Source organism: Streptosporangium sp. NBC_01810 (assembly GCF_035917355.1).
Classification (GTDB): Bacteria; Actinomycetota; Actinomycetes; order Streptosporangiales; family Streptosporangiaceae; genus Streptosporangium.
In genome coordinates this window covers 5,905,713-5,930,945 of sequence record NZ_CP109070.1, presented here as the reverse complement: position 1 = coordinate 5,930,945, position 25,233 = coordinate 5,905,713, and the positions used below count along the sequence as shown (strand labels likewise).

Annotated in this window: 28 protein-coding genes; 21 read left to right on the top strand and 7 right to left on the bottom strand. The window is 69.6% G+C overall.

Annotation, left to right across the window (positions count from 1 at the left end):
* Window positions 1-45 precede the first annotated feature (45 nt).
* Entirely contained in the window at window positions 46-567 is a 522-nt protein-coding gene (locus OIE13_RS26165; RefSeq protein ID WP_326635586.1) for a UTRA domain-containing protein, read from the bottom strand.
* 4 nt (window positions 568-571) lie between these two features.
* Here OIE13_RS26165 and OIE13_RS26160 point away from each other — a divergent pair, with 4 nt between their 5' ends.
* Window positions 572-958, top strand: a complete 387-nt coding sequence (locus tag OIE13_RS26160; protein WP_326828863.1) for a hypothetical protein — start codon at window positions 572-574, stop codon at window positions 956-958.
* 183 nt (window positions 959-1,141) lie between these two features.
* Here the strand turns inward: OIE13_RS26160 and OIE13_RS26155 are convergent, their stop codons facing one another.
* On the bottom strand, window positions 1,142-1,669 hold the full coding sequence (locus tag OIE13_RS26155; protein WP_326635589.1) for a DinB family protein: 528 nt from the start codon (window positions 1,667-1,669) through the stop codon (window positions 1,142-1,144).
* 462 nt (window positions 1,670-2,131) lie between these two features.
* On the opposite strand from OIE13_RS26155, the gene OIE13_RS26145 reads away from it, so the two are divergent.
* From OIE13_RS26145 to OIE13_RS26135, 3 genes are read left to right on the top strand one after another with little or no spacing between them, the layout of a single operon-like run.
* Window positions 2,132-2,506, top strand: coding sequence for a hypothetical protein (locus OIE13_RS26145; protein WP_326635591.1), 375 nt, complete (start codon window positions 2,132-2,134; stop codon window positions 2,504-2,506).
* A gap of 5 nt (window positions 2,507-2,511) precedes the next feature.
* Window positions 2,512-2,811 carry a hypothetical protein gene (locus OIE13_RS26140; protein WP_326635592.1) on the top strand — a complete coding sequence of 100 codons (300 nt, stop codon included), beginning with the start codon at window positions 2,512-2,514 and terminating at the stop codon, window positions 2,809-2,811.
* Between the two features lie 5 nt (window positions 2,812-2,816).
* A complete protein-coding gene (locus tag OIE13_RS26135) occupies window positions 2,817-3,170 on the top strand; it encodes a type II toxin-antitoxin system PemK/MazF family toxin (protein ID WP_326828861.1) in 354 nt (117 codons plus the stop codon).
* Window positions 3,171-3,335: 165 nt separating this feature from the next.
* Here OIE13_RS26135 and coaA read toward each other — a convergent pair whose 3' ends face one another.
* The gene (coaA, locus tag OIE13_RS26130; RefSeq protein WP_326635596.1) at window positions 3,336-4,271 is read right to left on the bottom strand and encodes a type I pantothenate kinase; all 936 of its coding nucleotides are present in this window, start codon (window positions 4,269-4,271) and stop codon (window positions 3,336-3,338) included.
* A 122-nt stretch (window positions 4,272-4,393) separates the two neighbouring features.
* Here coaA and glmS point away from each other — a divergent pair, with 122 nt between their 5' ends.
* From glmS to tsaD, 12 genes are all read left to right on the top strand, one after another.
* Window positions 4,394-6,235, top strand: coding sequence for a glutamine--fructose-6-phosphate transaminase (isomerizing) (gene glmS / locus OIE13_RS26125; protein WP_326828860.1), 1,842 nt, complete (start codon window positions 4,394-4,396; stop codon window positions 6,233-6,235).
* Window positions 6,236-6,413: 178 nt separating this feature from the next.
* Complete coding sequence (locus OIE13_RS26120) at window positions 6,414-7,829, top strand: PhoX family protein (RefSeq protein ID WP_326635600.1); 1,416 nt, start codon at window positions 6,414-6,416, stop codon at window positions 7,827-7,829.
* A 164-nt stretch (window positions 7,830-7,993) separates the two neighbouring features.
* Entirely contained in the window at window positions 7,994-8,344 is a 351-nt protein-coding gene (locus OIE13_RS26115; RefSeq protein ID WP_326635602.1) for a holo-ACP synthase, read from the top strand.
* A gap of 10 nt (window positions 8,345-8,354) precedes the next feature.
* Window positions 8,355-10,001, top strand: coding sequence for an NAD(P)H-hydrate dehydratase (locus tag OIE13_RS26110; protein ID WP_326635604.1), 1,647 nt, complete (start codon window positions 8,355-8,357; stop codon window positions 9,999-10,001).
* Entirely contained in the window at window positions 9,998-11,125 is a 1,128-nt protein-coding gene (alr, locus tag OIE13_RS26105) for an alanine racemase (RefSeq protein WP_326635606.1), read from the top strand. Before OIE13_RS26110 ends, alr begins: the two co-directional genes overlap by 4 nt.
* Window positions 11,126-11,145: 20 nt before the next feature.
* Window positions 11,146-12,234: an alpha/beta fold hydrolase gene (locus tag OIE13_RS26100; RefSeq protein ID WP_326635608.1), complete on the top strand. Its 1,089-nt coding sequence runs from the start codon at window positions 11,146-11,148 to the stop codon at window positions 12,232-12,234.
* Window positions 12,231-12,728, top strand: a complete 498-nt coding sequence (gene tsaE, locus OIE13_RS26095) for a tRNA (adenosine(37)-N6)-threonylcarbamoyltransferase complex ATPase subunit type 1 TsaE (protein WP_326635610.1) — start codon at window positions 12,231-12,233, stop codon at window positions 12,726-12,728. The genes OIE13_RS26100 and tsaE overlap by 4 nt, the downstream gene beginning before the upstream one ends.
* Window positions 12,729-12,897: 169 nt before the next feature.
* A complete protein-coding gene (locus OIE13_RS26090; RefSeq protein WP_326635612.1) occupies window positions 12,898-13,566 on the top strand; it encodes a hypothetical protein in 669 nt (222 codons plus the stop codon).
* Window positions 13,567-13,572: 6 nt separating this feature from the next.
* Complete coding sequence (locus OIE13_RS26085; RefSeq protein ID WP_326635614.1) at window positions 13,573-14,127, top strand: class F sortase; 555 nt, start codon at window positions 13,573-13,575, stop codon at window positions 14,125-14,127.
* A 119-nt stretch (window positions 14,128-14,246) separates the two neighbouring features.
* Entirely contained in the window at window positions 14,247-14,930 is a 684-nt protein-coding gene (tsaB, locus tag OIE13_RS26080) for a tRNA (adenosine(37)-N6)-threonylcarbamoyltransferase complex dimerization subunit type 1 TsaB (protein WP_326828858.1), read from the top strand.
* Window positions 14,927-15,379, top strand: a complete 453-nt coding sequence (gene rimI, locus OIE13_RS26075; RefSeq protein ID WP_326635617.1) for a ribosomal protein S18-alanine N-acetyltransferase — start codon at window positions 14,927-14,929, stop codon at window positions 15,377-15,379. The genes tsaB and rimI overlap by 4 nt, the downstream gene beginning before the upstream one ends.
* A complete protein-coding gene (tsaD, locus tag OIE13_RS26070) occupies window positions 15,372-16,403 on the top strand; it encodes a tRNA (adenosine(37)-N6)-threonylcarbamoyltransferase complex transferase subunit TsaD (protein WP_326635619.1) in 1,032 nt (343 codons plus the stop codon). The genes rimI and tsaD overlap by 8 nt, the downstream gene beginning before the upstream one ends.
* 150 nt (window positions 16,404-16,553) lie before the next feature.
* On the opposite strand, the gene OIE13_RS26065 is transcribed toward tsaD, so the two are convergent.
* A complete protein-coding gene (locus tag OIE13_RS26065) occupies window positions 16,554-17,612 on the bottom strand; it encodes an alkene reductase (protein WP_326635620.1) in 1,059 nt (352 codons plus the stop codon).
* Window positions 17,613-17,720: 108 nt separating this feature from the next.
* On the opposite strand from OIE13_RS26065, the gene OIE13_RS26060 reads away from it, so the two are divergent.
* Entirely contained in the window at window positions 17,721-18,320 is a 600-nt protein-coding gene (locus OIE13_RS26060) for a MarR family winged helix-turn-helix transcriptional regulator (protein WP_326828857.1), read from the top strand.
* A 144-nt stretch (window positions 18,321-18,464) separates the two neighbouring features.
* On the opposite strand, the gene OIE13_RS26055 is transcribed toward OIE13_RS26060, so the two are convergent.
* The gene (locus OIE13_RS26055) at window positions 18,465-19,709 is read right to left on the bottom strand and encodes a hypothetical protein (protein ID WP_326635625.1); all 1,245 of its coding nucleotides are present in this window, start codon (window positions 19,707-19,709) and stop codon (window positions 18,465-18,467) included.
* 192 nt (window positions 19,710-19,901) lie between these two features.
* Entirely contained in the window at window positions 19,902-21,068 is a 1,167-nt protein-coding gene (locus OIE13_RS26050; protein ID WP_326635627.1) for a class I SAM-dependent methyltransferase, read from the bottom strand.
* 242 nt (window positions 21,069-21,310) lie between these two features.
* Between OIE13_RS26050 and groES the strand changes: the two genes are divergently transcribed.
* The 4 genes from groES (at window position 21,311) to OIE13_RS26030 (ending at window position 24,520) form a co-directional block, all read left to right on the top strand.
* Complete coding sequence (gene groES / locus OIE13_RS26045; RefSeq protein WP_030912806.1) at window positions 21,311-21,622, top strand: co-chaperone GroES; 312 nt, start codon at window positions 21,311-21,313, stop codon at window positions 21,620-21,622.
* Window positions 21,623-21,712: 90 nt separating this feature from the next.
* Window positions 21,713-23,332 carry a chaperonin GroEL gene (groL, locus tag OIE13_RS26040; protein ID WP_326635629.1) on the top strand — a complete coding sequence of 540 codons (1,620 nt, stop codon included), beginning with the start codon at window positions 21,713-21,715 and terminating at the stop codon, window positions 23,330-23,332.
* Window positions 23,333-23,607: 275 nt separating this feature from the next.
* Window positions 23,608-24,246 (top strand): sigma-70 family RNA polymerase sigma factor, encoded by a 639-nt coding sequence (locus OIE13_RS26035; RefSeq protein WP_326635631.1) that lies wholly within the window; start codon window positions 23,608-23,610, stop codon window positions 24,244-24,246.
* Window positions 24,247-24,388: 142 nt separating this feature from the next.
* Window positions 24,389-24,520 (top strand): hypothetical protein, encoded by a 132-nt coding sequence (locus OIE13_RS26030; protein WP_326635633.1) that lies wholly within the window; start codon window positions 24,389-24,391, stop codon window positions 24,518-24,520.
* A 138-nt stretch (window positions 24,521-24,658) separates the two neighbouring features.
* Here the strand turns inward: OIE13_RS26030 and OIE13_RS26025 are convergent, their stop codons facing one another.
* Complete coding sequence (locus tag OIE13_RS26025) at window positions 24,659-25,036, bottom strand: DUF5319 family protein (protein ID WP_326635634.1); 378 nt, start codon at window positions 25,034-25,036, stop codon at window positions 24,659-24,661.
* Window positions 25,037-25,233: the final 197 nt, after the last annotated feature.

Sequence of the window (25,233 nt, the reverse complement as noted above, 5' to 3'; positions counted from 1 at the left end):
ACACGGGCCAACCTTAGGACCTGTGGGGCGGTTCTCCTCAACCCCTTACAGGTCGATGTGGTCGACCCGGATCGCACGGTCTCCCGGGATCACGATCGGGTCCGCGACCTCGACCACTCGGCCCCGGGAGTACATCAGCCTGGTGATCGAGAAAACGGGTACCCCGGAACCGATCCCGAGGCGTTCGGACTCGTCCGGGCTCGGCATGCGGACCGAGGTCTCCTCCGTGATCCTGTCGATCTCGATGCCGAGCGTGCGCAACTGGCCGATGGTGCCGCCGGGCCACGGCTCGTTCCTCGGGTCGGCGACCGGTGTGCCCTCGACGTCCGAGGCCAGTAGGCAGGGCCGGGACATCTGGGAGGGAACGCCCTTGGCGTAGAAGACGAATCGGCGCTCCAGCACACGGACACCGGGCTCGACACCGAACAACCCCGCCAGGCGATCGTCCGCCTCGATCCACCGGAACGCCTTGTCCAGCCGATACTCCGCCCAGGTGATTCCGGCATCCGTGGTGAACGACGTCTGCGGGGTCTCCTGCGGACCGGCGTCGGCCCGATAGCGATCCATGGAGATGCGCCTGGTGATCGGCTGCTCGCGGACCCATGTCCCGCCCCTGCCTTTCGATCACGGCACGGGTCTGTTCCATGTTGATCGCGGAGCGGGTGCCGTGATCGGGCTGGACGAGGCGTGCGTGAGCCCGCACCTGGGCATGGCGCAGCGCGATCATGTTCGGCTCGACTGGCACGGGCCGTGCCGGACGCCCGTACGGGTGCGGCCGGTGGCGTGGACGTGTGTGTGCCAGGCCACGGTGTACGAGCTGTGCGAGGGCGGCGGCCAGGGGTTCATTCGGCGGACCAGGCAGCTCAAGGGGGGCCATCGGGTGGACGAGAGTCACCGCTGGTCGATCGCTGGGTCTCGGGCGACCTGGGCGGCACTGCTGTCCGGAGGAGCCCGATAGTACGGCGTGGCGGCGCGGGATCTGGAGGGACTCGCGCCGCCACGCCATCATGTGAAACTCGGACGGCCGGAGCCTGCCCAGCTGAACGAATGTGTGATCACTCTGATCACACATCCCGACGCGTCATGTCCGCGAGTGCGCGATGCGGTTCGGCACGGATGAGGTCACGGTCACGATCTCGTCTCACCCGGTGGACGCGGCGCGCAGTAGCCGGAGCTGGCCGATCTCGGCGACGTTCTTCATCAGTTCCGCGTTGCCCCAGGCGAGCATGTGGGCGACGGTCAGCTCGGGACTGTCCTGCCAGGGGAAGGGCGCGGTGGCGTCCAGGTCGGTGTCGGTGAGCCGGCCCAGCACCGCCAGCCACTCCGTACGGAGGTCACGCAACCAGTCGACGGTCGCCTGCCCGTTACCGGGCCATCCGATCTCGGTTCGCTCTCGCGGCGTCCGTCCCTGGGCGTGGTCGAGGGTCACGGTCCACCACCAGCCGATGTGCCAGGTGACCCATCCGAGCGTGGGGACCGGGACGGGGTCGAGCTCGGACTCCTCCCAGTCGGGCACCCACACCCCGTCGGCACCCGGACGCACCGTCCAGCAGTGGGCCGCGGGCTCCCACAGGAAGTCCTCCGGCTTCAGCTGCTCTAGGTGAAACTCGAACAGTGACCAGGTCAGGTCGAACTGCCAGCGCAGCAGTTCACAACGGGAAACAGGCACCGGCCGACCCTGCCACACCGCACGCCCACCTCGAAAGTCGTTTTCCGCGGGCCTGCGAGACCCCTCGCCCGCGGCGCCGTATCGCCTTCTTGGAGCCGCGCGAGAGCACTTGGCCGCGACGCCCGGAGCCGCACGGCGTGGCGCGGAGGCCCGGGAGGTGGGGCGGAGCTCCACAGGACACAGCGCGGAGCCTCACAGGACACAGCGCGGAGCGCCGAAGACCGGACGGTCAGATGCGGCGGAGGCGGACGCGCTGGATGGAGTGGTTGGAACCCTTGTGCAGCACCAGGTCCGCCCGGCCCCTGGTGGGGGCGATGTTCTCGACGAGATCGCGTTCGACGTGCAGGTCAACGTTTGGCAGCGAACACCGCGAACCATGTGGAACACTCTCGCATCTAGCCTTTGCTTCGCAACGAAGGCCGGGGCATAGCACACCAGCACGCCTGGTGCCAGACTGAGGGCGTGAAGGAGCGGGAGAGTCCGAACTTGTCAGAGCTTTCGGTTGTTGTTGACTGGAGCGCAGCGGACGGCGTGCCGATCGAGCATGTCAACCAGTTCATCGGGCAGCCTGGTCCGCCGACGCTGAGCAGGACGCCCGATGGCGTCTTCCTGCTGCTTGGCAGCATCCCTCCACCGGTCATCCCCAATGATCCCGAAGGGCAGCGTCGCGCCATTGAGGGGTTGAAAAACGGTTTGAAGGTCACTGTTCACGGTCGTTTTCACTTAAGCCGTGAGCGCCTCGAAGAGCTCATCGATGTTCTGCAGCAGACCGCCGCTAACTACGACACCCTGGTAGAGCAAGGCCGTGCCATATCCGGCCAGGGTGAGAAGGAGTGACTTCGATGGCATCCCTCGTGCTCTCCCCCTTTTCTTCCGCTGGTACCGCTGATGAGTTCCGTTATCAAATTCTCTCTTCCCCTCCCGGTGGCACACGCTCTCGACTTCGCCGGCCGACCGTATCCGCGACGTCACAAGAGGTGCATGTCGTGGTTCAAGGGCCGTGGTCCAAGGTCGTCAGCAACGCTCAAGTGGCTGGGCGTGAACTGACGTTGGAAGAAGAGTTTGATCTCGTGGCCGATGACACCTTCGCTTGGGCCGAAGAGAACCTGCCTGTAGCGGCAGAGACCTGGATGGACGAGTAGCCACAGTGCCCCATCCTTCGGACCCGCCCAAGCGGGGTGAGATCTACTGGGTTGATCACAACCCCGCACGAGGGTCTGAGCAGGCTGGGATGCGGCCAGGTGTCATCATCTCGCGCGACTCTTTCAACAGCCGGATGCGTGTTGTCGTGGTCGCCACCATGACAAGTCAAGTCAAGCCGTCGCTTACGAAGGTGGCGGTGATGCTCCCCAGGAATCAGCCTTTGAAGAAGGAGGGACAGATTCTCTCCTTCCAGATCATGACCATCGACAAAGCTCGTCTCGGCGGATACATGGGTTGCCTTGACAAGAATCAGATCGAGGATCTTAAAGAGTCGCTGCGCTTCGTCTGGGATCTGTAGGCCTTGGCTTCGTTTTTGGCCCGATGGTGGGTGTCAGGTCGAGTTTGATATCTGGAGGATCGGTCGTCGGCAGGGGAGTGTGAGGGGCCGGCAGGTCCCTCGCCCGGGGTGTGGGGCGGAGCCCCACACGGCGCGGCCCGAGCGCGGAGCGCGAGGCCCAACGGGTCAGATGCGGCGGAGGCGGACGCGGCTGACCGAGTGGTCGGCGCTCTTGTGCAGGACCAGGTCGGCGCGGCCTCTGGTGGGGGCGATGTTCTCCAGGAGGTTGCGCTCGTTGATGTCGCGCCAGATGTCCTTGGCGAACTCGGTCGCCTGCTCCTCGGACAGCTCGGCGAGGTGCCTGAAGTAGGACTTCGGGTCCTCGAAGGCGGTCTGCCGCAGCTTGTGGAAGCGGTCGATGTACCAGTCGCGGATGTGCTCGGCCTTGGCGTCCACGTAGATGGAGAAGTCGAAGTAGTCGTTGATCGCGAGCGCGGTGGGCGGGGCCGGTTGCAGCACGTTGAGGCCCTCGACGATGAGGATGTCGGGGCGGCGGATGGTCTGGACCGCACCGGGCACGATGTCGTACTCCAGGTGGCTGTAGACCGGGGCCGTCACCTCGGGCAGGCCCGCCTTGACGTCGGCGACGAACCTGACCAGGGCCCGCCGGTCGTAGCTCTCCGGGAAGCCCTTCCGGTGCATGATGTTCCTGGCGGTGAGGACCTCGTTCGGGAACAGGAAGCTGTCCGTGGTGATCAGGTCCACCCGGGGGTGCTCCGGCCAGCGGGCCAGCAGGGTGTGCAGCAGCCTGGCGGTGGTCGACTTGCCGACCGCGACGCTGCCGGCGATGCCCAGGACGTACGGGGCCGTTCGCCGCTCGCCGCCGAGGAAGGTGTTGAGTGCCGCGCTGCGCTGCCTGACTCCGGTGAAGTGCAGGTTGAGCAGCCGGGTGAGCGGCAGGTAGATGTCGGTGACCTCGGTCAGGTCGATCGGGTCGTCGACGCCGCGCAGCTCCTCCAGTTCGCTCTCGGTGAGCGTCAGGGGGGTGTTCTTCCGCAGGTCGCTCCACTGAGCCCGGCTCAGTTGCACGTACGGTGTCGCGGTGTCCAAACCGGTGGCCATGTTCAGCAAGCGTACTGATCGCCTCTGCGTACGATCCTGCCGGGTGCCGGGCGGGATTCTTGGGCTGTCTGGGGGGTTCTCCATAGACAAGGTGGCCGATCTCTCAGGGAAGGGGGTAGGGCATGTGCGGCATAGTGGGATATACGGGACAGCGGCAGGCGATCGAGGTCGCCGTCGAGGGACTGGGCCGGCTGGAGTACCGGGGGTACGACTCGGCGGGAATCGCCCTGGTCGGATCCGGCGGCCTGGTCGTGGAGAAACGGGCGGGGAAGCTGGCCAACCTGCGCTCGGCACTGGTCTCGCGGCCCGCGCCGCCGTCGACGGTCGGGATCGGGCACACCAGATGGGCCACCCACGGGGCGCCCACCGACCGCAACGCCCACCCGCACACCGACTGCCACGGGCGGATCGCGGTCATCCACAACGGGATCATCGAGAACTTCGCCGTGCTCAGGACCGAGCTGGAGGACAAGGGACACCGGATCGTCTCCGAGACCGACACGGAGGTGGTGGCGCACCTGCTGGAGGAGTTCGCCGCCGGCGGCCTGGCGGAGGCGATGCGCCGGGTCTGCCTGAGGCTGGAAGGGGCGTTCACGCTGCTCGCGGTCTCGGTGGACGAGCCCGAGGTGGTGGTGGGGGCCCGGCGTAACTCGCCGCTGGTGGTCGGCAGGGGGGAAGGGGAGAACTTCCTCGGCTCGGACGTGGCGGCCTTCATCGCCTACACGCGCGAGGCGGTGGAGCTGGGGCAGGACCAGGTGGTCGAGCTGCGTCCCTCGAAGATCACGGTCTTCGACTTCCAGGGGGCTCCGGTCGAGACGCGTGACTACCACGTCGGCTGGGACGCCTCGGCCGCCGAGAAGGACGGCTACGACCACTTCATGCTCAAGGAGATCGCCGAGCAGCCCAGGGCCGTCGCCGACACGCTGCTCGGCAGGGTCGGCCAGGACGGCCTGCTGGTGCTGGACGAGATGCGCCTGTCCGACCAGGAGCTGCGTGACATCAACAAGATCATATTGGTGGCCTGCGGGACCTCCTACCACGCCGGGCTCATCGCGAAGTACGCCATCGAGCACTGGGCCCGGCTGCCCTGCGAGGTCGAGGTGGCCAGCGAGTTCCGCTACCGCGACCCGATCCTCACCCGGGACACGCTGGTCATCGTGATCAGCCAGTCGGGCGAGACGATGGACACGCTCATGGCGGTACGGCACGCGCGTGGGCAGCGCTCCCGGGTGCTGGCGGTCTGCAACGTGAACGGCTCCACGATCTCCCGTGAGTCCGACGCCGTCCTCTACACGCACGCGGGCCCGGAGGTCGCGGTGGCCTCCACCAAGGCGTTCCTCACCCAGCTGGTGGCCTGCTACCTGGTGGCGCTCTACCTCGCGCAGGTCCGGGGCACGAAGTTCGGCGACGAGATCACCCAGATCGTCGACCGGCTGGCGGAGATGCCGTCAAAGGTGAGCGAGGTCCTCTCGACGGTCGAGCCGGTCCGCGCGCTGGCCAGGTCGCTGGCCGATGAGCGGTGCGTGCTCTTCCTCGGGCGGCATGTGGGCCTCCCCGTCGCGCTGGAGGGAGCGCTGAAGCTCAAGGAACTGGCGTACATGCACGCCGAGGGCTTCGCGGCGGGGGAGCTCAAGCACGGCCCGATCGCACTGATCGACAGGGGGCTCCCCGTCGTGGTCGTCGTCCCCTCCCTGTCCGGCCAGCGGGTGATCCACGACAAGATCGTGTCCAATATCCAGGAGATCAGGGCCAGGGGCGCCAGGACCCTCGTCATCGCCGAGGAGGGCGATGACGTGGTCGAGCGGTACGCCGACACGCTGATCCGCGTCCCGGCCGTGCCGACCCTGCTCCAGCCGCTGGTCGCCACGGTGCCGCTCCAGGTCTTCGCCTGCGAGCTGGCCACCGCCAAGGGGCACGACGTCGACCAGCCCCGCAACCTCGCCAAGTCGGTCACGGTGGAGTAAGGCCCGGACGGGGGTTGTCCACAGCCTGTGGACAACCCCCATGGATTACCGATGGGCAAAAGTAGGAATAGGGGCTGCCCGCTTTCCTGCATGGTTAATTGTCGATTTATGCCATATAACGGACTAATAGGGAGGGATTAACGTGACGTGAATCCACCGGACCTCAGGGAGTCGCAAGATGGATCGTCGTCGTTTCCTCGCAGGTAGCGGTGCGCTGGCCGCGGTAGGGGTGGCCGGGCCGTTCGCCGGCGTCGCGCAGGCGGGGCTGAACGGGGAGACCCGCCCCGGAGGCGGGTACGGGCCGCTGAAGCCGGTCGCCGACGAGCGGGACGGCACGGTCCGGCTCCACCTGCCCGACGGCTTCCGCTACGCCTCCTTCAGCGTCGCCGGGGACAGGTTCGGCGACGGGTCCGTCGTCCCCTCCCGGCACGACGGCATGGCCGCGTTCCGCGGGCCCTCGAACACCGCGATCCTCGTCCGCAACCACGAGGTCAGCGGCCCGGTCGGTGCGTTCGGCGACCCGGCCAAGGCCTATGACCCGGTGGCGGGCGGCGGCACCTCCACGCTCAGGGTCACCCGCTACGGCAAGGTGATCTCCGCGGCCCCCAGCCTGACCGGCACCCAGATGAACTGCTCCGGCGGCCCCATGCCCTGGGGTGCCTGGGTGACCTGCGAGGAGACGGTCAACGGGCCGGACGTGGGCAACGACTTCACCGGCCAGGACAACGGCAAGCTCACCCAGAAGCACGGCTACATCTTCGAGGTTCCGCTCAACGGCGGAGCCTCGGGGCCGATCAGGAGCGCCGGGCGGTTCGCCCACGAGTCGGCCGCGTTCGACTCGTTCACCGGCGCCGTCTACCTCACCGAGGACAACTTCGCGTTCGCCTCCGGCTTCTACCGCTACCTGCCTCCGAAGAACCCGCTCCGGGCCGGTCGCATCCTCGACGGCGGCAGGCTCCAGATGCTGGCGGTGCGGGGCGCGCCGGGCAAGGACCTCTCCCTCGGTCAGTCCAGGGGTGCGACCTACGCGACCACCTGGGTGGACATCGACGACCCCGACCCCGCCTTCATCGGCACCCCCGCCAACGACGTCGCCGTCCAGGCGGTCGGCAACCAGGGCAGGGCCAAGGGAGCGGCGCTCTTCTCCCGGCTGGAGGGGGCGATCAACCACCACGGCACGATCTACTTCACCTCCACGCAGGGCGGCGCGACCGCGTCCGGCGACACCCCGCCCAGCGGCTTCGGCAAGGGGCGCGGCCAGGTGTGGGCGTACGAGACGTGGAGCGGGCGGCTCAAGCTCGTCTACGAGTCGCCGGGCTCGGTCACCCTCGACCTGCCGGACAACGTCACCGCCAGCCCCCGGGGCACGCTGGTCCTCTGTGAGGACGGCCCGGGCGACAACTACCTGCGCGGCCTCACCAGCCGTGGCGAGATCTTCGACTTCTCCCGGCTGGCCCCCGTCTCCGGCGACTCGGGTGCCGAGTTCGCCGGCTCGACCTTCGGCCCCGGCGGGCACACCCTCTACGTCAACGTCCAGTCGTCGGCGGGGATGAGCTTCGCCATCTGGGGCCCCTGGCGGCGCGGCGGCTTCTGACACCCGCGAACCGATGCCCGCGCCGGGCCTCATGAACCTGATTCCCGCGCCGGGCCTCATGAACCTGATTCCAGGGAGAACGAGGCTCCGCGCGGGAGTACGGCATGCCGTGTGCGCGGCCCGGGTGAGGACGATGCGGCCCCCGTAGGCCCTAGCCTGGGGGAATGATCGTTGGGATCGGTGTCGACGTCGTGGACGTGGCCAGGTTCGAGGCGACGCTGGCGCGCACACCCGCGCTGCGGGGACGCCTGTTCACCGCGGCCGAGAGCACGCTGGCGACGGAGTCCCTGGCCGCCAGGTTCGCGGCCAAGGAGGCCGTCGCCAAGGCGCTGGGCGCGCCCCCCGGGCTGCGGCACCTGGACGCCGAGGTGCTCATCGGCGAGCACGGCCGGCCCGAGCTGCGGGTGACCGGCCGGGTGGCGGACGTCGCTCTCGCCCTGGGCGTGGTCAGGTGGCACGTCTCCCTGACGCACGACGGGGGCGTCGCCATCGCCTACGTGATCGCCGAGGGATAGATTCGGTGGAATGCGGACCGCGTTCACATCCGACCAGATCAGGGCGGCCGAGGCGGCACTGATGGCGACCCTGCCCGAGGGCACCCTGATGGAGAGGGCGGCCACCGGGCTCGCGGCGGTCTGCGCCAGGATGCTCGGCGGCGTGTACGGCTCCCGTGTCGTGCTGCTCGTCGGCGGCGGGGACAACGGCGGCGACGCCCTTTACGCCGGGGCACGCCTGGCCGCCAGGGGGGCCAGAGTCGACGCGATCATCGCGGGGACGCGCGTCCACGAGGCGGGGCTGGAGGCCCTGCGCCGCGCGGGCGGCCGGGCGACCGCCCCGGACGGCCGGCCGGTCCCCCGAAACAGTGCGGAGTCCCCCCGGGAGAACGCGGAGTCCCCCCAAGAAAGCGCGGAGTCACCCCGGGAGAGCGCGGGGTCCCCTCGAAACAGTGCGGAGTCCCCCCGAGAGAACGCGGAGTCCCCCCGGGAGAGCCCGGTGGGCACGGCTGTCCGCGGCCTGATCGACGCGGCGGACCTGATCGTGGACGGGATGCTCGGGATCGGCGGGGCCGGGGTGCTCAGGGAGCCTTACGCGACTCTCGCCGGGCTCGCGAGTGACGCGCCGGGCGAGGTCGTCGCGGTGGACGTACCGAGCGGGGTGGACGCGAGCAGCGGCCGGGTGGAGGGCGCGGCGGTCCGCGCGGACGCCACGGTCACGTTCGGGGCGTGGAAGACCGGGTTGCTGGTGGATCCCGGCGCCGAGCACGCGGGCCGGGCGGAACTCGTCGACATCGGCCTCGGCCCTCACCTGCCGGAACCCGACGCGACCGCGCTGACGGACGCCGACGTGGCCGCGCTGCTGCCCAGGCCCGGCGCCTCCTCCGACAAGTACCGCCGGGGCGTCGTCGGGATCGCGGCGGGCAGCGAGCGCTACACCGGTGCGGCGGTGCTGGCGGTGGGCGGGGCACTGCGGGCGGGGGTGGGCATGGTCCGCTACGCGGGGGGCGCCGAGCCGGTGGCCCAGGTGCGGGCCCGCTGGCCCGAGGCCGTGATCACCACGCTCGCCCCGGGCGAGGGCGTCGAGGAGGTGGGGCGTGTGCAGGCGTGGGTGCTCGGTCCCGGGCTCGGCACCGGCGAAGAGGCACACGCCGTCGCCCGCTCGGTGCTGGCGAGCGAGGTCCCCGTGCTGGTCGACGCCGACGCGCTGACCCTGGTGGCCCGGGAGCGGGGGCTGCTCCGTCGCGACGCGCCCGTCCTGGTCACCCCGCACGCCGGCGAGCTCTCCCGCCTGATGGACGTGCCGAGGGAGCTGATCGAGGCGCGGCGCCTGGAGAACGTACGGCGGGCGGCGGCCGAGCTGGGCGTGACCGTACTGCTCAAGGGCTCGACCACGCTGGTCGCCGGGAAAGGGCTGCCGGTCAGGATCAACCCCACCGGAAGTCCCTGGCTCGCGACCGGCGGTACCGGTGATGTGCTGGCCGGGCTGGCGGGCGCGCTGCTGGCCGCCGGACTGAGCGGCTATGACGCGGCCTCCTGCGCCGCCTACCTGCACGGGATCGCCGGTAGGCGAGGCCCTCTCGCCGCCTCCGACGTCGCCGAGGCCCTGCCGGAGACGGTGCGGTCATTGGTCAACAGGCTCCGGCAGAGCCGCTCACCTGCCAAACTGGAACGATGAGCTTCCCGATGACTCCCGCCGAGGCACGGGTGGACCTTTCGGCCATCCGCGAGAATCTGGCGCTGCTCGGGAGCCATGCTCCCGGTGCCGAGATGATGGCAGTGGTCAAGGCCGACGCCTACGGGCACGGGCTGGTCCCCGCCGCGCGAGGCTGCCTGGAGGGCGGCGCGGGGCGGCTGGGCACCGCCTACGTCCGCGAGGCCCTCCAGCTGCGGGCCGGCGGGATCACCGCGCCGATCCTGTCGTGGATCCTCACGCCCGGTGAGCCCCTGGAGCAGGCGGTCGAGCACGACATCGAGCTGTCCGCGGGCTCCGCCGGGGTGGTCGACACGATCGCCGACGCCGCGGCCCTGGCCGGCCGGACGGCCAGGGTGCACCTGAAGGCCGACACCGGCATGTCTCGTGGCGGTGCGACACCGGGTGAGTGGCCCGCCCTGCTCGATCGGGCGCTGTGGCGACAGGCCGAGGGGACCGTCGAGATCGCCGGGCTCTGGTCCCACCTCGCCAGCGCGGACATTCCGGGAGATCCGTCCATCGCGGCCCAGCTGATGGTGTTCGACGAGGCGCTGGCCGTCGCGGAGAAGGCGGGCGCCGGAGGCTCCCACGTCATCAGGCACATCGCCAACTCGGCGGCCACCCTGACGCTGCCGCAGGCACACTACGACATGGTCCGTCCCGGGATCGCGACCTTCGGGCTGAGTCCCGTGCCCGAGCTCGGAGACTTCGGGCTGCGCCCCGTGATGACGCTCATGGCGCGGATCGCGCTGGTCAAGCGGGTGCCCGCCGGGTCGGGTGTGTCGTACGGCCATCTGTACGTCACGGATCGGGAAACCACGCTCGGCCTTGTCCCGCTCGGATACGCGGACGGGATCCCGAGGCACGCCACCAACCTGGCGGAGGCGCTGGCGGGCGGCCGCAGGCGGCGGATCGCCGGCCGGGTCTGCATGGACCAGTTCGTGATCGATGTGGGCGACGACCCGCTGGCGGAGGGCGACGAGGTGATCCTGTTCGGTGACGGTTCGCGAGGTGAGCCGACCGCCCAGGAATGGGCGGATTCTCTCGGCACGATCACGCATGAGATCGTGACCGGGATCGGTTCGCGGGTCCCACGCGTTTACCGGTGAAAGGCAGCTCAGGGGGTCGCATGAGTATTACCACACGGCGCAAGGTCGGTATCGCGGGCGCGATCGTCGGTGTCGCGTCCGCGGGAGTGGCCGCCGGGGCCCTCGCCAAGCGGTATGCGGTAGGCCGGATCAGACTCCGCCCCGACCTGGAGGTGAGCGAGCCGCTGGGAGAGCTTCGGGGCCGTCCCACCACGGTCACCACCTCCGACGGGGTTCCGCTGTACGCCGAGGTGGACGGCGTCCAGGACGCTCCGCTGACCGTGGTGTTCTGCCACGGCTACACGCTCAACCTCGACTCCTGGCACTACCAGCGGCGCGACCTGAGTGACGCCTATCGCCTGGTCCTGTGGGACCAGCGCTCCCATGGGCGCTCGCCGCGCATCCCGACGAAAGACTGCTCGATCGACCGGCTCGGCGACGACCTGGCCGAGATCATCGAGGCCCTGGTGCCGGGCCCGTGCGTGCTCGTCGGCCACTCCATGGGCGGTATGACGATCATGGCGCTGGCCGACCGGCACCCCGAGCTGTTCGGTGACAAGATCAAGGGCGTCGCGCTGATCTCCACATCTCCCGGCAAGCTCGGCGAGATCTCCCTCGGCCTGCCCGCGCTGCTGTCGAAGGTGGTGCACAAGGTCACGCCGGGCACGGTGTCGATCCTGAGGCGCGGTGGCACGCTGGTCGACAAGAGCCGCCAGGTCGGCAATGACGTGGCCTTCCTGGCCCTGCGCCACCTGGGTTTCGGCGATTCCATGAACGTCAGTCCCACGGTCGTCGACTTCGTCGAGTCGATGATCCGTTCCACCCCTTTCGAGGTGATCGCCGAGTTCTACCCGGCGCTGATATCGCACGACAAGCTGAGCGCGCTGGGCGTGCTGGACGAGGTGCCCACCTCCATCATGGTCGGCGACAAGGACTGGCTCACCCCCGTCGAACACAGCAAGGCGATGGCGGCGGCGCTGCCGAGCGCCCGGTTCACCGAGATCTCAGAGAGCTCGCACCTGGTCCATCTGGAGCGGCCGGCGGTCGTCAACAACGCGCTGCACGACCTGCTCAAGCGGGCGATCGCCGATGCCGATGCCGATGCCGACGCGGGCGACGAGGACCGATGAGCTCGGACACGGGTGCGAGTGGTGACGGGAGTGACGCAGCGGTGAGAATCGTGGCGACGGCCGAGGAGATGCGGGAGCTGGGCGAGAGGCTGGCCGCGCTGCTGCGGCCGGGAGACCTGGCGGTGCTGTCGGGCCCGCTCGGCGCGGGCAAGACGACCCTGGTGCAGGGGATCGCCGAAGGGCTCAAGGTACGCGGACCGATCACCTCGCCGACCTTCGTCATCGCCCGGGTGCATCCCTCGCTCTCCGGCGGTCCCGCGCTGGTCCATGTGGACGCCTACCGCCTCGGCGGTGACCTGGAGGTCGACGACCTGGACCTGGACGCCTCGCTGGAGGAGTCGGTGACCGTCGTGGAGTGGGGCGAGGGCCTGGTGGAGGGGCTCGCCGACGACCGGCTGGAGATCCTCATCGGCAGGGGTGCGTCCGGCGAGCCGGGCGAGGAACGGACCGTGACCCTGCGCGGGGTCGGACCGCGTTGGGAAGGTGTCATCTGATTTGCCTACGGGGACGGGGAAATCCTGACACGCTGGTACTGCGAGCCATTGGTCTAGATCGTCGGGCGCGTTGATCGACTCTGGCGGGTTTGCCCATGTTTAATGGGGAACAGGTGGGACATCGTGCCGGGCGAGGGTCGTCGGCCGGAGGGCGAAGTGGAGTTCGACGGTGCCAAGCGTCAAGCGTGTCGCGGTTGCGGGAGCCATCGTTCTTTTCGGGATTGCCGGGTGCTCGGCGGAGGCCAACTCGGGCAGCCCGACGAGCACGCCCACGGCAGCCCCGCCTGACTCCGGCAGCAGCCGGCAGGACATCGAGGTCCAGCTCCAGCCGGCCCGCGCCAAGGCCGGGCAGAAGGTGTGGGTCCTGGCGAACTGCCCGATCCCGCAAGGGGGTCCCGAGCACCGCGGCACCGCGTCATCCCGGATCTTCCGCACCCCGGTGACCCTTGACCCGATCCTCGCGACGCCCACACCGGCTCCCGCGAACACCGCCAGCCCGACGCCGCGCCCGTGGGTCCGCGGTCAGGCCACCGTCGCCGACGGCACGGCCGCCGGTGTCTACGAGGTCAACGCCAGGTGCGAGGGGACCAACGACACAGGCAAGACCAACCTCAGGATCGTGTCCGACACCGAGCCGAGCTCCACCTCGACGTCCAAGCCCACTTCCAAGCCGACCAGGACGATCATCAGCACCGAGGCGCCGGGCACGGGCGGCGGTGGCACCGCGGCAGGAGGCCCCGCCGACTCGGGCGCGCCGATCGGCACGACGGGCGTCCTGCTCGCCCTCGGCCTGGCGGGCGGCATCGGCATCGTGGTCGTGCGTCGCCGTCGCTCGTAGTCCCCGATGGCCGATTCCACCCGCTGGTCCAGGGTCATCCTGGCCGGAGTCGTCACCGGTGCCGTCGTGGTCGCACTCAACAGCAGGGGCGGCGGCGAGGAGAAGCCGCCGGCCCGCGCCTCGGTCGTGCCCAGCCGCATCGACATCCCGTCCCTGGGTATCAAGGCGCCCCTGATGAAGCTCGGTGTGACGGACGGCCGGATCGACCTGCCACCGTACGAGAAGCCGAACAGTGCGGGCTGGGTCAAGGACAGCGCGGTCCCCGGGGACGAGGGTTCCGCGGTGATCCTCGGGCACGTGGACACCAAGACCGCGCCCGCCGTCTTCTACAAGCTCAAGGAGATGAGGGAGGGACAGGTCATCAAGGTGGTGCGCAGCGACGGCAAGGTCGCCCAGTACCGGGTGGACACGATCGAGCAGATCAGCAAGAAACGGTTCCCCGCCGACAAGGTCTACCTTGAGGACGGCCTGCGGCTCATCACCTGCGGCGGGACCTTCGACTGGGACAGCAACGAATATCGCGACAACCTCATCGTCTACGCCACCCTGGTCAAGACCTGAGCCCACTCACCTGGGGCTCGGACGGGGGAGCGGCAGGCCACCCGCCGAGCAGGCCCTCACCCGCGCCCCACGCGGGCAGTGCTCCTGAGCCCTCCCGGGAAGGACTAGGCTAACTGTTCGTGCTGGTCCTGGCCTTTGACACCGCAACCCCCGCCGTCACAGCAGCGCTGCACGACGGTGCGAGGGTCCTCGCCGAGTCGACGACGGTCGACGCGCGCCGCCACGGCGAGCTGCTCGTGCCCACGATCGAGACGGTCCTGAGCGAGGCCGGAGCCTCGCTCCGCGACGTCACCACAGTCGTCGCGGGCTCCGGCCCCGGCCCCTACACCGGGCTCCGGGTCGGACTGGTGACCGCCCAGGCCCTCGCGACGTCACTGGGCGTCCCGGCGTACGGCGTGTGCACGCTCGACGCGATCGCCTACGGCAGCGGGCTGACCGAGCCGTTCCTGGTGGCCACCGACGCCCGGCGCAAGGAGGTGTTCTGGGGGCAGTACCAGGAGATGCGCGCCCGGCTGTCCGGCCCCGCGGTGGACCGGCCCCAGGACCTGCCGGGGGAGCTCCCGCTGGTCGGTGCGGGCGCGCGGATGTACGCCGAGGTCGTCGGGGCCTCCCGGCTGCTGGACGCGCCGGAGTATCCCCACGCGGGCGCGCTGGCCGCGCTGGCCGCCGAACAACTCGGCGAGCCGGGCGTCCGCGCGGTCGTCGAGAGCGGCACCCACCCCGTGCTCGGCCTGCCCCGCCCGATCTACCTGCGCCGCCCCGACGCCCGGGTGCCCTCGGCGCCGAAGAAGGTCTCCGCATGACGACGGTGCTCCGTCAGATGACCTTCGACGACCTGCCCGCGGTCATGGAGATCGAGCGCAAGACCTTTCCCGCCGACGCCTGGAGCGAGGGCATGCTCCGCGGCGAGCTCAACGACCAGCCGAGGACCAGGCACTACGTGGTGGCCCTGGCCGAGGAGGTGATCGTCGGCTACGCGGGCCTCGCCGCGGCGGGGGACCAGGCCGACGTGCAGACCATCGCCGTCCTGGCCGAGTGGCGCCGGAGCGGTGTCGGCGGCGCCCTGCTGACCGAGCTGCTGACCGAGGCCGCGCGCCGGGGCGCGGTCTCGGTCTTCCTTGAGGTGCGCGCCGACAACCCGGGCGCGCAGGCGGTCTATGACAGGTTCGGGTTCGAGCAGATCGGCCTGCGCCTCCGCTACTACGAGGACGGCACCGACGCGATCATGATGAGAAAGGATCTCCATGCGTGACGAACCGGTGGTCCTGGGCATCGAGACCTCCTGCGACGAGACGGGGGTGGGCATCGTCCGGGGGCACACCATGCTGGCCAACGCCATCGCCTCCAGCGTCGAGCAGCACGCCCGTTTCGGCGGGGTGGTGCCCGAGGTCGCCTCCAGGGCGCACCTGGAGGCGATGACCCCGACCGTCGAGCGGGCCCTGGAACGGGCGGGCCTGCGCCTCGCCGACATCGACGCGATCGCGGTCACCGCCGGGCCGGGCCTGTCCGGCGCGCTGCTCGTCGGCGTCGCCGCCGCCAAGGCGTACTCGCTGGGCCTGGGCGTGCCGCTGTACGGCGTCAACCACCTGGCCGCCCACGTCGCGGTGGACCAGCTGGAGCACGGAGCCCTGCCCAAGCCGTGCATCGCCATGCTGGTCTCCGGCGGGCACTCGTCCCTGCTGCTGGTGCCCGACGTCGCGAGGGACGTCATCTCGCTGGGATCCACCGTGGACGACGCCGCGGGTGAGGCGTTCGACAAGGTGGCCAGGGTGCTCGGCCTGCCGTTCCCCGGCGGGCCGCACATCGACAGGGTGGCCCGCGACGGCTCCGGCGCGGCCATCGCCTTCCCCCGCGGCAAGTACGACGACGGGACGCTCGACTTCTCCTTCTCCGGCCTGAAGACCGCCGTGGCCCGGTGGGTGGAGGCCAGGGAGAAGGCGGGTGAGTCGATCCACGTGCCCGACGTGGCGGCGTCGTTCCAGGAGGCCGTCGTCGACGTGCTGACCCGCAAGGCCCTGCGCGCGTGCGCCGAGTACGACGTCGGTGACCTGCTGATCGGCGGCGGCGTGGCGGCCAACTCCCGTCTGAGGGCGATGGCGCGGGAGCGCTGCGAGGCGGCCGGGGTCCGGCTGCGGGTCCCCAGCCCCGGGCTGTGCACGGACAACGGCGCCATGGTGGCGGCCCTGGGCTCCGACCTGGTGGCGGCAGGTGTCGAGCCGTCGCGGCTGGACATCCCCGCCGACTCCTCGCTGCCCGTCACCACGGTCCACGTGTGACGCTCGCGGCCGTCCACGGGGGCCGGTGCGCCGGGTGTGACGCTCGCGGCCGTCCACGGGGGCCCCGGTGCCCGCCGGCCGTCGCGCCCCCGGTAGGCGGCGGCTGTACGGGCTCTTCGAGGCGGTTCCCGGCCGCCGGTCGCGCCGCTCCTACGCGGAGTGCAGGGCCAGCACCGGGTAGTCCGTGTAACCGCGGTGGTCGCCGCCGAAGGCCGAGCTGAAGTCGGCCTGGTTGAGCTCGGCGCCGAGGCGGAGGCGGAGCGGCAGGTCGGGATTTGCCAGGAACGACGCGCCCAGCGAGACCAGGTCGGCGCCGCGCTCCAGCGAGTGCGAGATCCTGGCGGCCGGGTCGCCTATCGACGTGTCGTTGACGATGAGGGTGTTCGGCCAGGATCTGCGGATCTCCTGGGTGAGGTCGTCAGAGGAGCCCGCCACCAGGTGCAGGTAGGCCAGGTCGATCCCGGCGAGCTCGGAGGCCAGCGCCGGGTAGACCTCGTGCATGTCCTCCTCGACCAGGTCACCCGCTCCGCTGCCCGGCGAGAACCGGATACCGACCCGGGATGAGCCGATCCGGTCGGCGACCGCCCGCGCGGTCTCCACGCCGAAACGGATCCTGTTGTCCACCGACCCGCCGAAGCGGTCCTCGCGCAGGTTGGCGTTCTGTGACAGGAACTGGTGGATGAGATAGCCGTTGGCGCCGTGCAGTTCGACCCCGTCGAAGCCCGCCTCCACGGCGCGGGCGGCGGCGTCCGCGAAGTCCTGGACGGTCGCCTCCGCCTCGGCGGTCGTCAGCTCCCGCGGCGTGGGGTAGTCCTGCATGCCGTTGGGCGTGAAGATCTGTCCCGCCGGTCGTACGGTGGACGGCCCGATGGGCAGCGCGCCGGTGTTGTCGGGGTGGCCGATCCGGCCGGAGTGCATGATCTGGGCGAAGATCCTGCCGCCCGCCGCGTGGACGGCGTCGGTGACCTCCCGCCATCCGGCCACCTGCTCGTCGGTGTGCAGTCCCGGGGTGTCCATGTAACCCTTTCCCGCCTGGCTGGGCTGCACCCCCTCGGTGATGATCAGGCCGGCGGAGGCCCGCTGAGCGTAGTAGAGGGCGGTCAGCGAAGAGGGGATCCCGTCGGCGTAGGACCGCGAGCGGGTCATGGGGGCCATCACCAGGCGGTTGGGCAGCTGGAGGCCGGCGAGTGTGAACGGTGCGAACGGCATGACGAATCCTTTCTTGGCCGACCAACTTGGCTAGCCAATAGGCAGTTCTACAACTTGGTCGGCCAACATGCAAGCGGTAGTCTCGGAAGGGAACGGAAGGACCTGAACATGGCGGAGCCGCTGTTCGACGAGGAGTGCGAAGCGACCAAGGGGTGCGGCGAGTACGACGGTGACGGGCGCTGGAGTCCCACAGTTCGCCCAGGTCCAGAGGACGCGACCAAGGGGTGCGGCGAGTACGACGGTGACCTCAACTGCCTGATGGCCTACACCGGCCGCGGTCACCGGGTCCTGCTCGCCAGCCTTCTCGGGGAGATCGACCTCTACCCGGGCCAGGAGCGCGTGCTGGGCGCCCTGTGGGACAACGGCCCCCAATCGCAGAACGCGCTGGCGAAGATCGTCGGCATCGACGTGTCCACCATGACCAAGACCTTACAGCGTCTGGAGCGCAGCGGCTTCGTCAGCCGCAGGCCAGACCTGGCCAACCGGCGGATCAGCATCGTCGAGATCACGCCGAAGGGGCACGCGCTCCGCCCCGAGGTGGACCGGGTCCTCACCGAGATGCACCGTCGGATGACCCGGGGGCTGACGGCGGAACAGACGGAGGAGCTGACGTCCCTGCTCGGCGTGGTCAGGGGCAACCTGTGCCGCGAGACGGATGCGAAAGGCCCGGCCGCGGACCACGCCCTCGGCGCCGCGCGGACCTGCTGACGGCGCCCGTACGGGATCGGCCGGCTGCGGGGCCCTGAGCGGCCGGGGAGGGCGCCGGTCGGTCCCTGACCCTTCAGCCCTTGTCCCTGACCCTTCAGCCCTTGTCCCTGGCCGGTCCGTCCCTGACCCTTCGGTCCTGTCCCTTCAGTCCTTGTCCCTGATGGGGCGGAGCAGTGCCTCGGCCAGGGCCAGCATGGTCTCCTCCAGGGCGCCCAGCCGGCGGGTGAGGTCCGCGTGCGCGGGCTCCACGGTCTCGCTCAGGGCCTCGGAGAGCTGGTCGCGGTCGGGCTGGGCGCGGAGCATCTCGACCAGCGGCGCCAGCGCGGCCTCGGCCCGGATGACGTGCTCGTCCAGGGAGTCGAAGCGCTCGCGCTGCTCGTCGGTCTGGGCGCCGATGAGCGCGCCGACGCCGGCGCCGACACCGAGGACGGAGGGCAGGGCCTCAATGCGCTCGTCCAGGCTCTCCAGGCGCTCGCCGGACTTCTCCGCGCGGCCGTCCAGGGTGGACAGGCGGGAGTCGATGACGTCCATCCGGCCGGTGAGGCGGCCCTCGATGTCGTCGAGGCGCTCGTCGAGGGTGTCGAAGCGGCCGCCCGCCGCCATGCGATGGCGGTCCAGCCGGTCGACGCGACTCTCGACGGCGGCGGCGCGCTCGTCGATCCTGGGCACCACCAGATCGACCTTGCCGCCCACCTGCTCGACGGCGGCGAACACCCGGTCGGCGGCCGTGCCGACGGCGTGCTGGACGCCGGCGGACAGGTCGAGCATCCCCGCCTCGATGCGCCCGGCGCGCTGGGAGAGGTCGGCCAGCGCCCTGTCCAGGCGACCGAACCGGTGCGCCGCGATGCCCATGTCGGCCTGGAGCCGGCCGAGGTGCTCGGCCAGCTGCCTCACCTGCTCGTCGATGCCCTGGGTGCCGTCGGAGATCGCCCGGAGGCGGGTGAGCGCCTCGTCCACGCTCTCGCCCACGGTGCCGAGATCGGTCCACAGGCTCGGCAGCTCGCCGAGGGGGGTGACCCGGTCGCGGACGGCGTCGACCCGGCGGCCGAAGGACTCGACCCGCTCGCCGACGGCGTCGACGTGGTCGCGGACCGCCTCGACGTGCTGGGCCAGGCCCTCGGCCCAGGAGGGCGGGCGGGCGGCGATGTCGTCCAGACGCCCGTGAACGGACTCGAGCGTGCCGTTCAGCCCGCCGATCTCGCGCTCCCTGACCTCGCGCAGCAGCCACTCCATGCCCTCCAGGCGCTGCCGGATCTCGTCGAGCACGGCGCCCTGGGTCCGCTGCTCGTAGACATGGTCCTGGGCCGCCCGGGCAAGGAGCTCGCGCATCCGGTCGGAGATGGCGGTCTGGCTGCCCGCCTGGAGCAGGGTGTGGTCAGAGTGATCCACCGAGAGCTCCTTCACTCGCCGACGCTCAGCCGCGCGGTTGGATTGGGTCGGTCCTGCCGATGAACGAGATGGAACCGGAGACGAGAGAGAACTCCTGACCGGCAACCTTAGCCTCTGGATCAAGGTTTTCCGGCGGCGAGGTTAAAAGATAGGAATTGTCAGCTTGCTGGAATGATCAATCATTTTGGCTGGTCAGCTGGGGCTGCATATGAAAGCAAATGGCCTGTCGCCTATTCGGGTGAGAATGACCGTCGCGGATTCACCCCCGGGCAGCCGGAGATCTTTCCTGAGGCGGTCGACATCCACCGCGGAGCCACGTTTCTTGATCGTCACATTGCCGGCCCCGCGCTCGCGGAGCGCCGCCCGCAGCCGCTTGAGCGAGAACGGCAGCGTCTCGTGGACCTCGTACCGCGACGCCCACGGCGTCGGCGCCGCGACATCGCCGGTGATGTAGGCGATCTGCGGGTCGAGCAGGTGCCCGCCGACCGACGCGGCGATCTCCGCGACCAGGTGGGCGCGGATCGCCGCGCCGTCAGGTTCGTAGATGTAGCGGCCCGCGGGGCCGGTGCCGGGGTCGCCGAGGGCGGGGTCGGGCGTCATCGTGGCGCCCGACGGCAGCATCGTGGCCCTGCGCGCCGTCTCGCCCGCCAGTGTGCCGCACCAGATCACGGCCTCCTTGACGTCGCCCCGGTAGGAGACCCACTCGGCCTCCGCGCCGGCGGGGACGAACTCGTACGGGATCCCGGGGGCGACCTTCAGGCAGGCGGCCCCGGCCCTGGCCACCATCTCCAGTACGGCGGGCCAGGCGGGCGAGTACCCCATCGGGTCGAAGGTCCTGCCCCGCGCCGTGCGGCGTGCGGGGTCGGCGAACAGGACGTCGAAGGCGGCCGGGTCCAGCAGGGAGGCGTCGGCGGCGCGGACCGAGACCCGGTCGCCGAAGCCCATGGCGTCCGCGTTGGCCGCCGCGATCGCGGCGGTGAGCGGATCGGCGTCGACCGCCTCGACGACACAGCCGGCCCTGGCCAGGGCGAGGAGGTCTCCGCCGATACCGCAGCAGACGTCGGCGACCCGTGAACCCGCCGGGACGCGCCGCGCCCGGTGGTCGGCGACCTCGCGGCGGGTGGCCTGCTCCAGACCGGGCCGGGTGAAGTACATGAGGCCGGCGTCGGCGCCGAACTTCTCCCTCGCGCGCAGCCTGAGTTCGGCCTGGGTGAGCGCAGCCGAGGTCAGGTCCGCATGGTAGATCTTTCTTAACCTTGTCACCGCCGCCACCGGGTCGTCGCCGATGGCCTCGGCCGCCGCGCCCAGCGCCTCCTGGCCGCGCGGGGTCAGAAGTTCGCGGAATGCGTCGAGATTCACACCACCCGACGCTACCGCCTTCGCCGTGGGGCTTTGCGAAGGGCTTCCACCTGGTTCGACGTTCGCCTGAAGCGCAGAAGGGCGCTTCGTGTTGACTGTCAAGCCCTCCTTGCATACTGTTCCGTATTGGCACTCTCCCGGTGAGAGTGCCAAATACATGCGACGAGGCAGGTCTGACACCCGCGACGGCAGACCGCTGGTCGCCTCTTCTAGATCATTCAAATCTGAAGGGGAGGTCCGACGTGACGACCGCCACCAAGGTTCCCGTTAAGCCGCTTGGCGACCGCATTGTGGTCCAGCCGCTTGAAGCCGAGCAGACCACCGCTTCCGGTCTGGTCATCCCGGACACCGCCAAGGAGAAGCCGCAGGAGGGCAAGGTCCTCGCGGTGGGTCCGGGCAACTGGGACGACGAGGGCGAGAAGCGGATTCCGCTCGACGTCAAGGAGGGCGACGTGGTCCTCTACAGCAAGTACGGCGGCACCGAGGTGAAGTACAACGGCGAGGAGTACCTCGTGCTCTCCGCCCGTGACGTGCTCGCCATCATCGAGAAGTAGTTCTCGCTTCACAAAGATGACGTATCGAGCCCCGGGTCGCGAGAGCGCCCGGGGCTTTGATGCGCCGACGTACTTATAGAGAGGATTGTCATGCCGAAGATCCTGTCGTTCGAGGAGGACGCGCGCCGAGCTCTCGAGCGCGGCGTGAACGCTCTCGCGGACGCGGTCAAGGTGACGCTGGGCCCGCGTGGCCGCAATGTCGTCATCGACAAGAAGTTCGGTGCGCCGACCATCACCAACGACGGTGTCACCATCGCCCGAGAGGTCGAGCTGGAGGCGCCGTACGAGAACATGGGCGCACAGCTGGCCAAGGAAGTGGCGACCAAGACCAACGACGTCGCCGGTGACGGCACCACCACCGCGACCGTCCTGGCCCAGGCCATGGTCCGCGAGGGCCTGCGCAACGTGGCCGCCGGAGCCCAGCCGCTCTCCCTCAAGCGCGGCATCGACATCGCGGCCAGGACCGTCAGCGACCGGCTGATCGAGTCGGCCCGCCCGGTCGAGGACAAGAAGGAGATCGCGAATGTGGCGACGATCTCCGCGCAGGACGCCAAGATCGGTGAGCTGATCGCCGAGGCGTTCGACAAGGTGGGCAAGGACGGTGTCATCACCGTCGAAGAGTCCAACAGCATGGGCCTGGAGCTCGAGTTCACCGAGGGTCTCCAGTTCGACAAGGGCTACCTGTCGCCCTACATGGTGACCGACCAGGAGCGCATGGAGGCGGTTCTTGAGGACCCCTACATCCTGATCACCCAGGGCAAGATCGCCTCGGTCGCCGACTTCCTGCCGCTGCTAGAGAAGATCGCGCAGACGAAGAAGGCCCTGCTGGTCATCGCCGAGGACGTCGAGGGCGAGGCCCTCGCGGTGCTCGTCACGAACAAGATCCGTGGCACCTTCACCTCCGTCGCCGTCAAGGCGCCGGGCTTCGGTGACCGCCGCAAGGCCATGCTGCAGGACATCGCCATCCTCACCGGTGGCCAGGTCGTCAGCGAGGAGATCGGCCTCAAGCTGGAGCACGTCGGCCTGGAGGTGCTGGGCACCGCCCGGCGCGTCGTCATCACCAAGGACTCCACCACCGTCGTCGACGGTGCCGGTGAGGCCTCGGCGATCGCCGACCGCGTCAAGGAGATCAAGCTCGCCATCGAGCAGTCCGACTCCGACTGGGACCGCGAGAAGCTCCAGGAGCGTCTCGCCAAGCTCTCCGGCGGCGTCTGCGTGCTGAAGGTCGGCGCGGCCACCGAGGTGGAGCTGAAGGAGAAGAAGCACCGCCTGGAGGACGCCATCTCGGCGACCCGCGCGGCGATCGAGGAGGGCATCGTCTCCGGCGGTGGCTCCGCGCTCGTCCACGTCTCCAAGGTCCTCGACGACCTGGGCCTGACCGGCGACGAGGCGACCGGTGTCGCCATCGTCCGTAAGGCGCTCGTCGAGCCCGCCCGCTGGATCGCGGAGAACGCCGGCCTCGAAGGCTACGTCGTGACGTCCAAGGTCTCCGAGCTGCCCGCCGGTCACGGCCTCAACGCCGCCACCGGCGAGTACGGCGACCTGATCGCCCAGGGTGTCATCGACCCGGTCAAGGTCACCCGCTCGGCCGTCCAGAACGCGGCCTCCATCGCAGGCATGCTGCTGACGACCGAGGTGCTCGTGGTGGACAAGCCCGAGGAGGAGGCTCCGGCCGCCGCCGGGGGCCACGGTCACGGCCACGGCCACTGATCCCTCACCGGTTCCGTACGGCTCGCGTCTCTCGGGAGACGCGAGCCGTACGCGTTTTGCGGTAAACCAAATGTGCCCTCAACGCGTCATGGTACGCCACTCGTAAGGGCGAACACGGTTCCTACGAATAGTCGCCGTATTTGGCAATCGAATGAAATATTTGTACATACTGCAGTCGCTGCGGTCGTCACTCGATTACGCGCCGTTATCTCCACCTCAATGTGACCAATCCGTAGCCGTTTGCGATGGCGACAGGCACTATCAGGGCGGGCATCATGCCTAACGTGACCGAGGGATGCGTCGCCGACGCCAAAAATGGGGTGAGGCTTGCGACGAGGTCCGAAGGGGTTGTCCATAGGGATGATCTCAAGGATCTGACGAGCCTCGCCGTTCAGGGGGATCGCGCCGCGATCGAATCTCTGATCGCGCAACTGCGGCCGATGGTCGTCCGTTATTGCCGTGGTCGTCTGGGCCGGGTTTCCGGTCAGTATCACATCGCGGACGACGTGGCCCAGGAAGTATGTATCGCGGTGCTGTCCGCACTGCCCCGCTACCGTGACATGGGGCGCCCGTTCGCGTCCTTCGTCTTCGGCATCGCGTCGCACAAGGTGGCCGACGCGCTGCGCAGCTCCGTGCGGTCCGCCGTGCCCACCCAGGATCTTCCCGACGGGCCCGACGAGGGACCGGGGCCCGAGGAGACCGTGGTGCGCTACATCGAGGCCGAACACGCCCGCCGGCTGCTGTCGCGGCTGCCGGACAACCAGCGCGAACTGCTCATGCTCCGAGTGGTGTCGGGCCTTTCCGCGGAGGAGACGGGTAATGTACTTGGCATGTCACCAGGTGCGGTCCGGGTCGCCCAGCACAGGGCACTGGCCCGGCTACGAGCGATGGCGGAGCTGGAGTCGATAGCTTGACCGCCGAGCTGTCGAGCAGGGGCCGTGAGGAGGCGCCCGAACCGCGGGACGGGGCTCGCGACGACCCGGAGCGAGAACGATCATGACAACGGTTCACCCGCGACGTCCGGCTCGAAGATACGGGCCGGACGAGGATCCGGCCGTGGCCGAGACCGACGCACTCGTGGAGGCGCTCTCGGGCAGGACGCCCGTCCCCGCGTCGGACGCCGCGGTCGCCCTGCTGGCCGCCTTGATCGACGACGTGGATCAGCGGTGTTCCTCGGTGTCCACGTAGTCTCGGGCGCACTTCCAGCTCGCGGTGGGCGGGCTGGTGCGACCGACGACGTGGATCAGCGGTGTTCCTCGGTGTCCACGTAGTCTCGGGCGCACTTCCAGCTCGCGGTGGGCGGGCTGGTGCGACCGACGACGTGGATCAGCGGTGTTCCTCGGTGTCGATCACGCCGTCTACGTAGCCTCGGGCGTATTCCCAGCTCACATAGTCGGTGGGGTTGGGCTGGTAGGCGGGCTCGTGCACCTGGGGCTGGCCGTTCTCGATCATCTGGCGCAGGTTGCCGCGCAGCAACTCCCAGTCGAAGTAGTGTTGCTCTCCGCATTCGGGGCAGTCGAGCACCAGGCCGAGCACACCCTGGGGCTCCAGCAGTGAGCGGAAAACCTCCACGTCGGCGAGGTCGGTCATGGCCTCGTCGCGCTCGTCCGTGGTCAGCGGCTCGGGATCGTCAGGATCGCCTAGCGCCGCCGCCGGGTCGTCGGGGTCATCCGCGAACGGGTCGCGAGGGACATCATCGAGCACGATCCCACCTTATGGCCTGGATGTGATAGACAGACCCCGAACTGCACGAGTATGACGATCCAGGGCGGTAAGGGCAGGCGACCGCGGTGGCCGGGAGGTCCTGGACGCGGGGACTCGAAGATCCCCGGTGCGTGCGAGAAACCTCGCCGATCCGGGTATGCGGTCCAGGCGGACGATCCGAGCATCCGGCCTTTCAC

What these genes read in the sequence shown, in the direction of transcription:
- OIE13_RS26100 (WP_326635608.1), top strand. Translation starts at nt 11,146, where the DNA reads ATGAGTATTACCACACGGCGCAAGGTCGGTATCGCGGGCGCGATCGTC.
- OIE13_RS26110 (WP_326635604.1), top strand. Translation starts at nt 8,355, where the DNA reads ATGCGGACCGCGTTCACATCCGACCAGATCAGGGCGGCCGAGGCGGCA.
- rimI (WP_326635617.1), top strand. Translation starts at nt 14,927, where the DNA reads ATGACGACGGTGCTCCGTCAGATGACCTTCGACGACCTGCCCGCGGTC.
- OIE13_RS26165 (WP_326635586.1), bottom strand. Translation starts at nt 567, where the DNA reads ATGGATCGCTATCGGGCCGACGCCGGTCCGCAGGAGACCCCGCAGACG.
- alr (WP_326635606.1), top strand. Translation starts at nt 9,998, where the DNA reads ATGAGCTTCCCGATGACTCCCGCCGAGGCACGGGTGGACCTTTCGGCC.
- coaA (WP_326635596.1), bottom strand. Translation starts at nt 4,271, where the DNA reads ATGGCCACCGGTTTGGACACCGCGACACCGTACGTGCAACTGAGCCGG.
- OIE13_RS26060 (WP_326828857.1), top strand. Translation starts at nt 17,721, where the DNA reads ATGGCGGAGCCGCTGTTCGACGAGGAGTGCGAAGCGACCAAGGGGTGC.
- OIE13_RS26160 (WP_326828863.1), top strand. Translation starts at nt 572, where the DNA reads ATGCGCCTGGTGATCGGCTGCTCGCGGACCCATGTCCCGCCCCTGCCT.
- OIE13_RS26065 (WP_326635620.1), bottom strand. Translation starts at nt 17,612, where the DNA reads ATGCCGTTCGCACCGTTCACACTCGCCGGCCTCCAGCTGCCCAACCGC.
- OIE13_RS26115 (WP_326635602.1), top strand. Translation starts at nt 7,994, where the DNA reads ATGATCGTTGGGATCGGTGTCGACGTCGTGGACGTGGCCAGGTTCGAG.
- OIE13_RS26120 (WP_326635600.1), top strand. Translation starts at nt 6,414, where the DNA reads ATGGATCGTCGTCGTTTCCTCGCAGGTAGCGGTGCGCTGGCCGCGGTA.
- OIE13_RS26085 (WP_326635614.1), top strand. Translation starts at nt 13,573, where the DNA reads ATGGCCGATTCCACCCGCTGGTCCAGGGTCATCCTGGCCGGAGTCGTC.
- OIE13_RS26140 (WP_326635592.1), top strand. Translation starts at nt 2,512, where the DNA reads ATGGCATCCCTCGTGCTCTCCCCCTTTTCTTCCGCTGGTACCGCTGAT.
- tsaD (WP_326635619.1), top strand. Translation starts at nt 15,372, where the DNA reads ATGCGTGACGAACCGGTGGTCCTGGGCATCGAGACCTCCTGCGACGAG.
- OIE13_RS26035 (WP_326635631.1), top strand. Translation starts at nt 23,608, where the DNA reads ATGCCTAACGTGACCGAGGGATGCGTCGCCGACGCCAAAAATGGGGTG.
- glmS (WP_326828860.1), top strand. Translation starts at nt 4,394, where the DNA reads ATGTGCGGCATAGTGGGATATACGGGACAGCGGCAGGCGATCGAGGTC.
- tsaE (WP_326635610.1), top strand. Translation starts at nt 12,231, where the DNA reads ATGAGCTCGGACACGGGTGCGAGTGGTGACGGGAGTGACGCAGCGGTG.
- groL (WP_326635629.1), top strand. Translation starts at nt 21,713, where the DNA reads ATGCCGAAGATCCTGTCGTTCGAGGAGGACGCGCGCCGAGCTCTCGAG.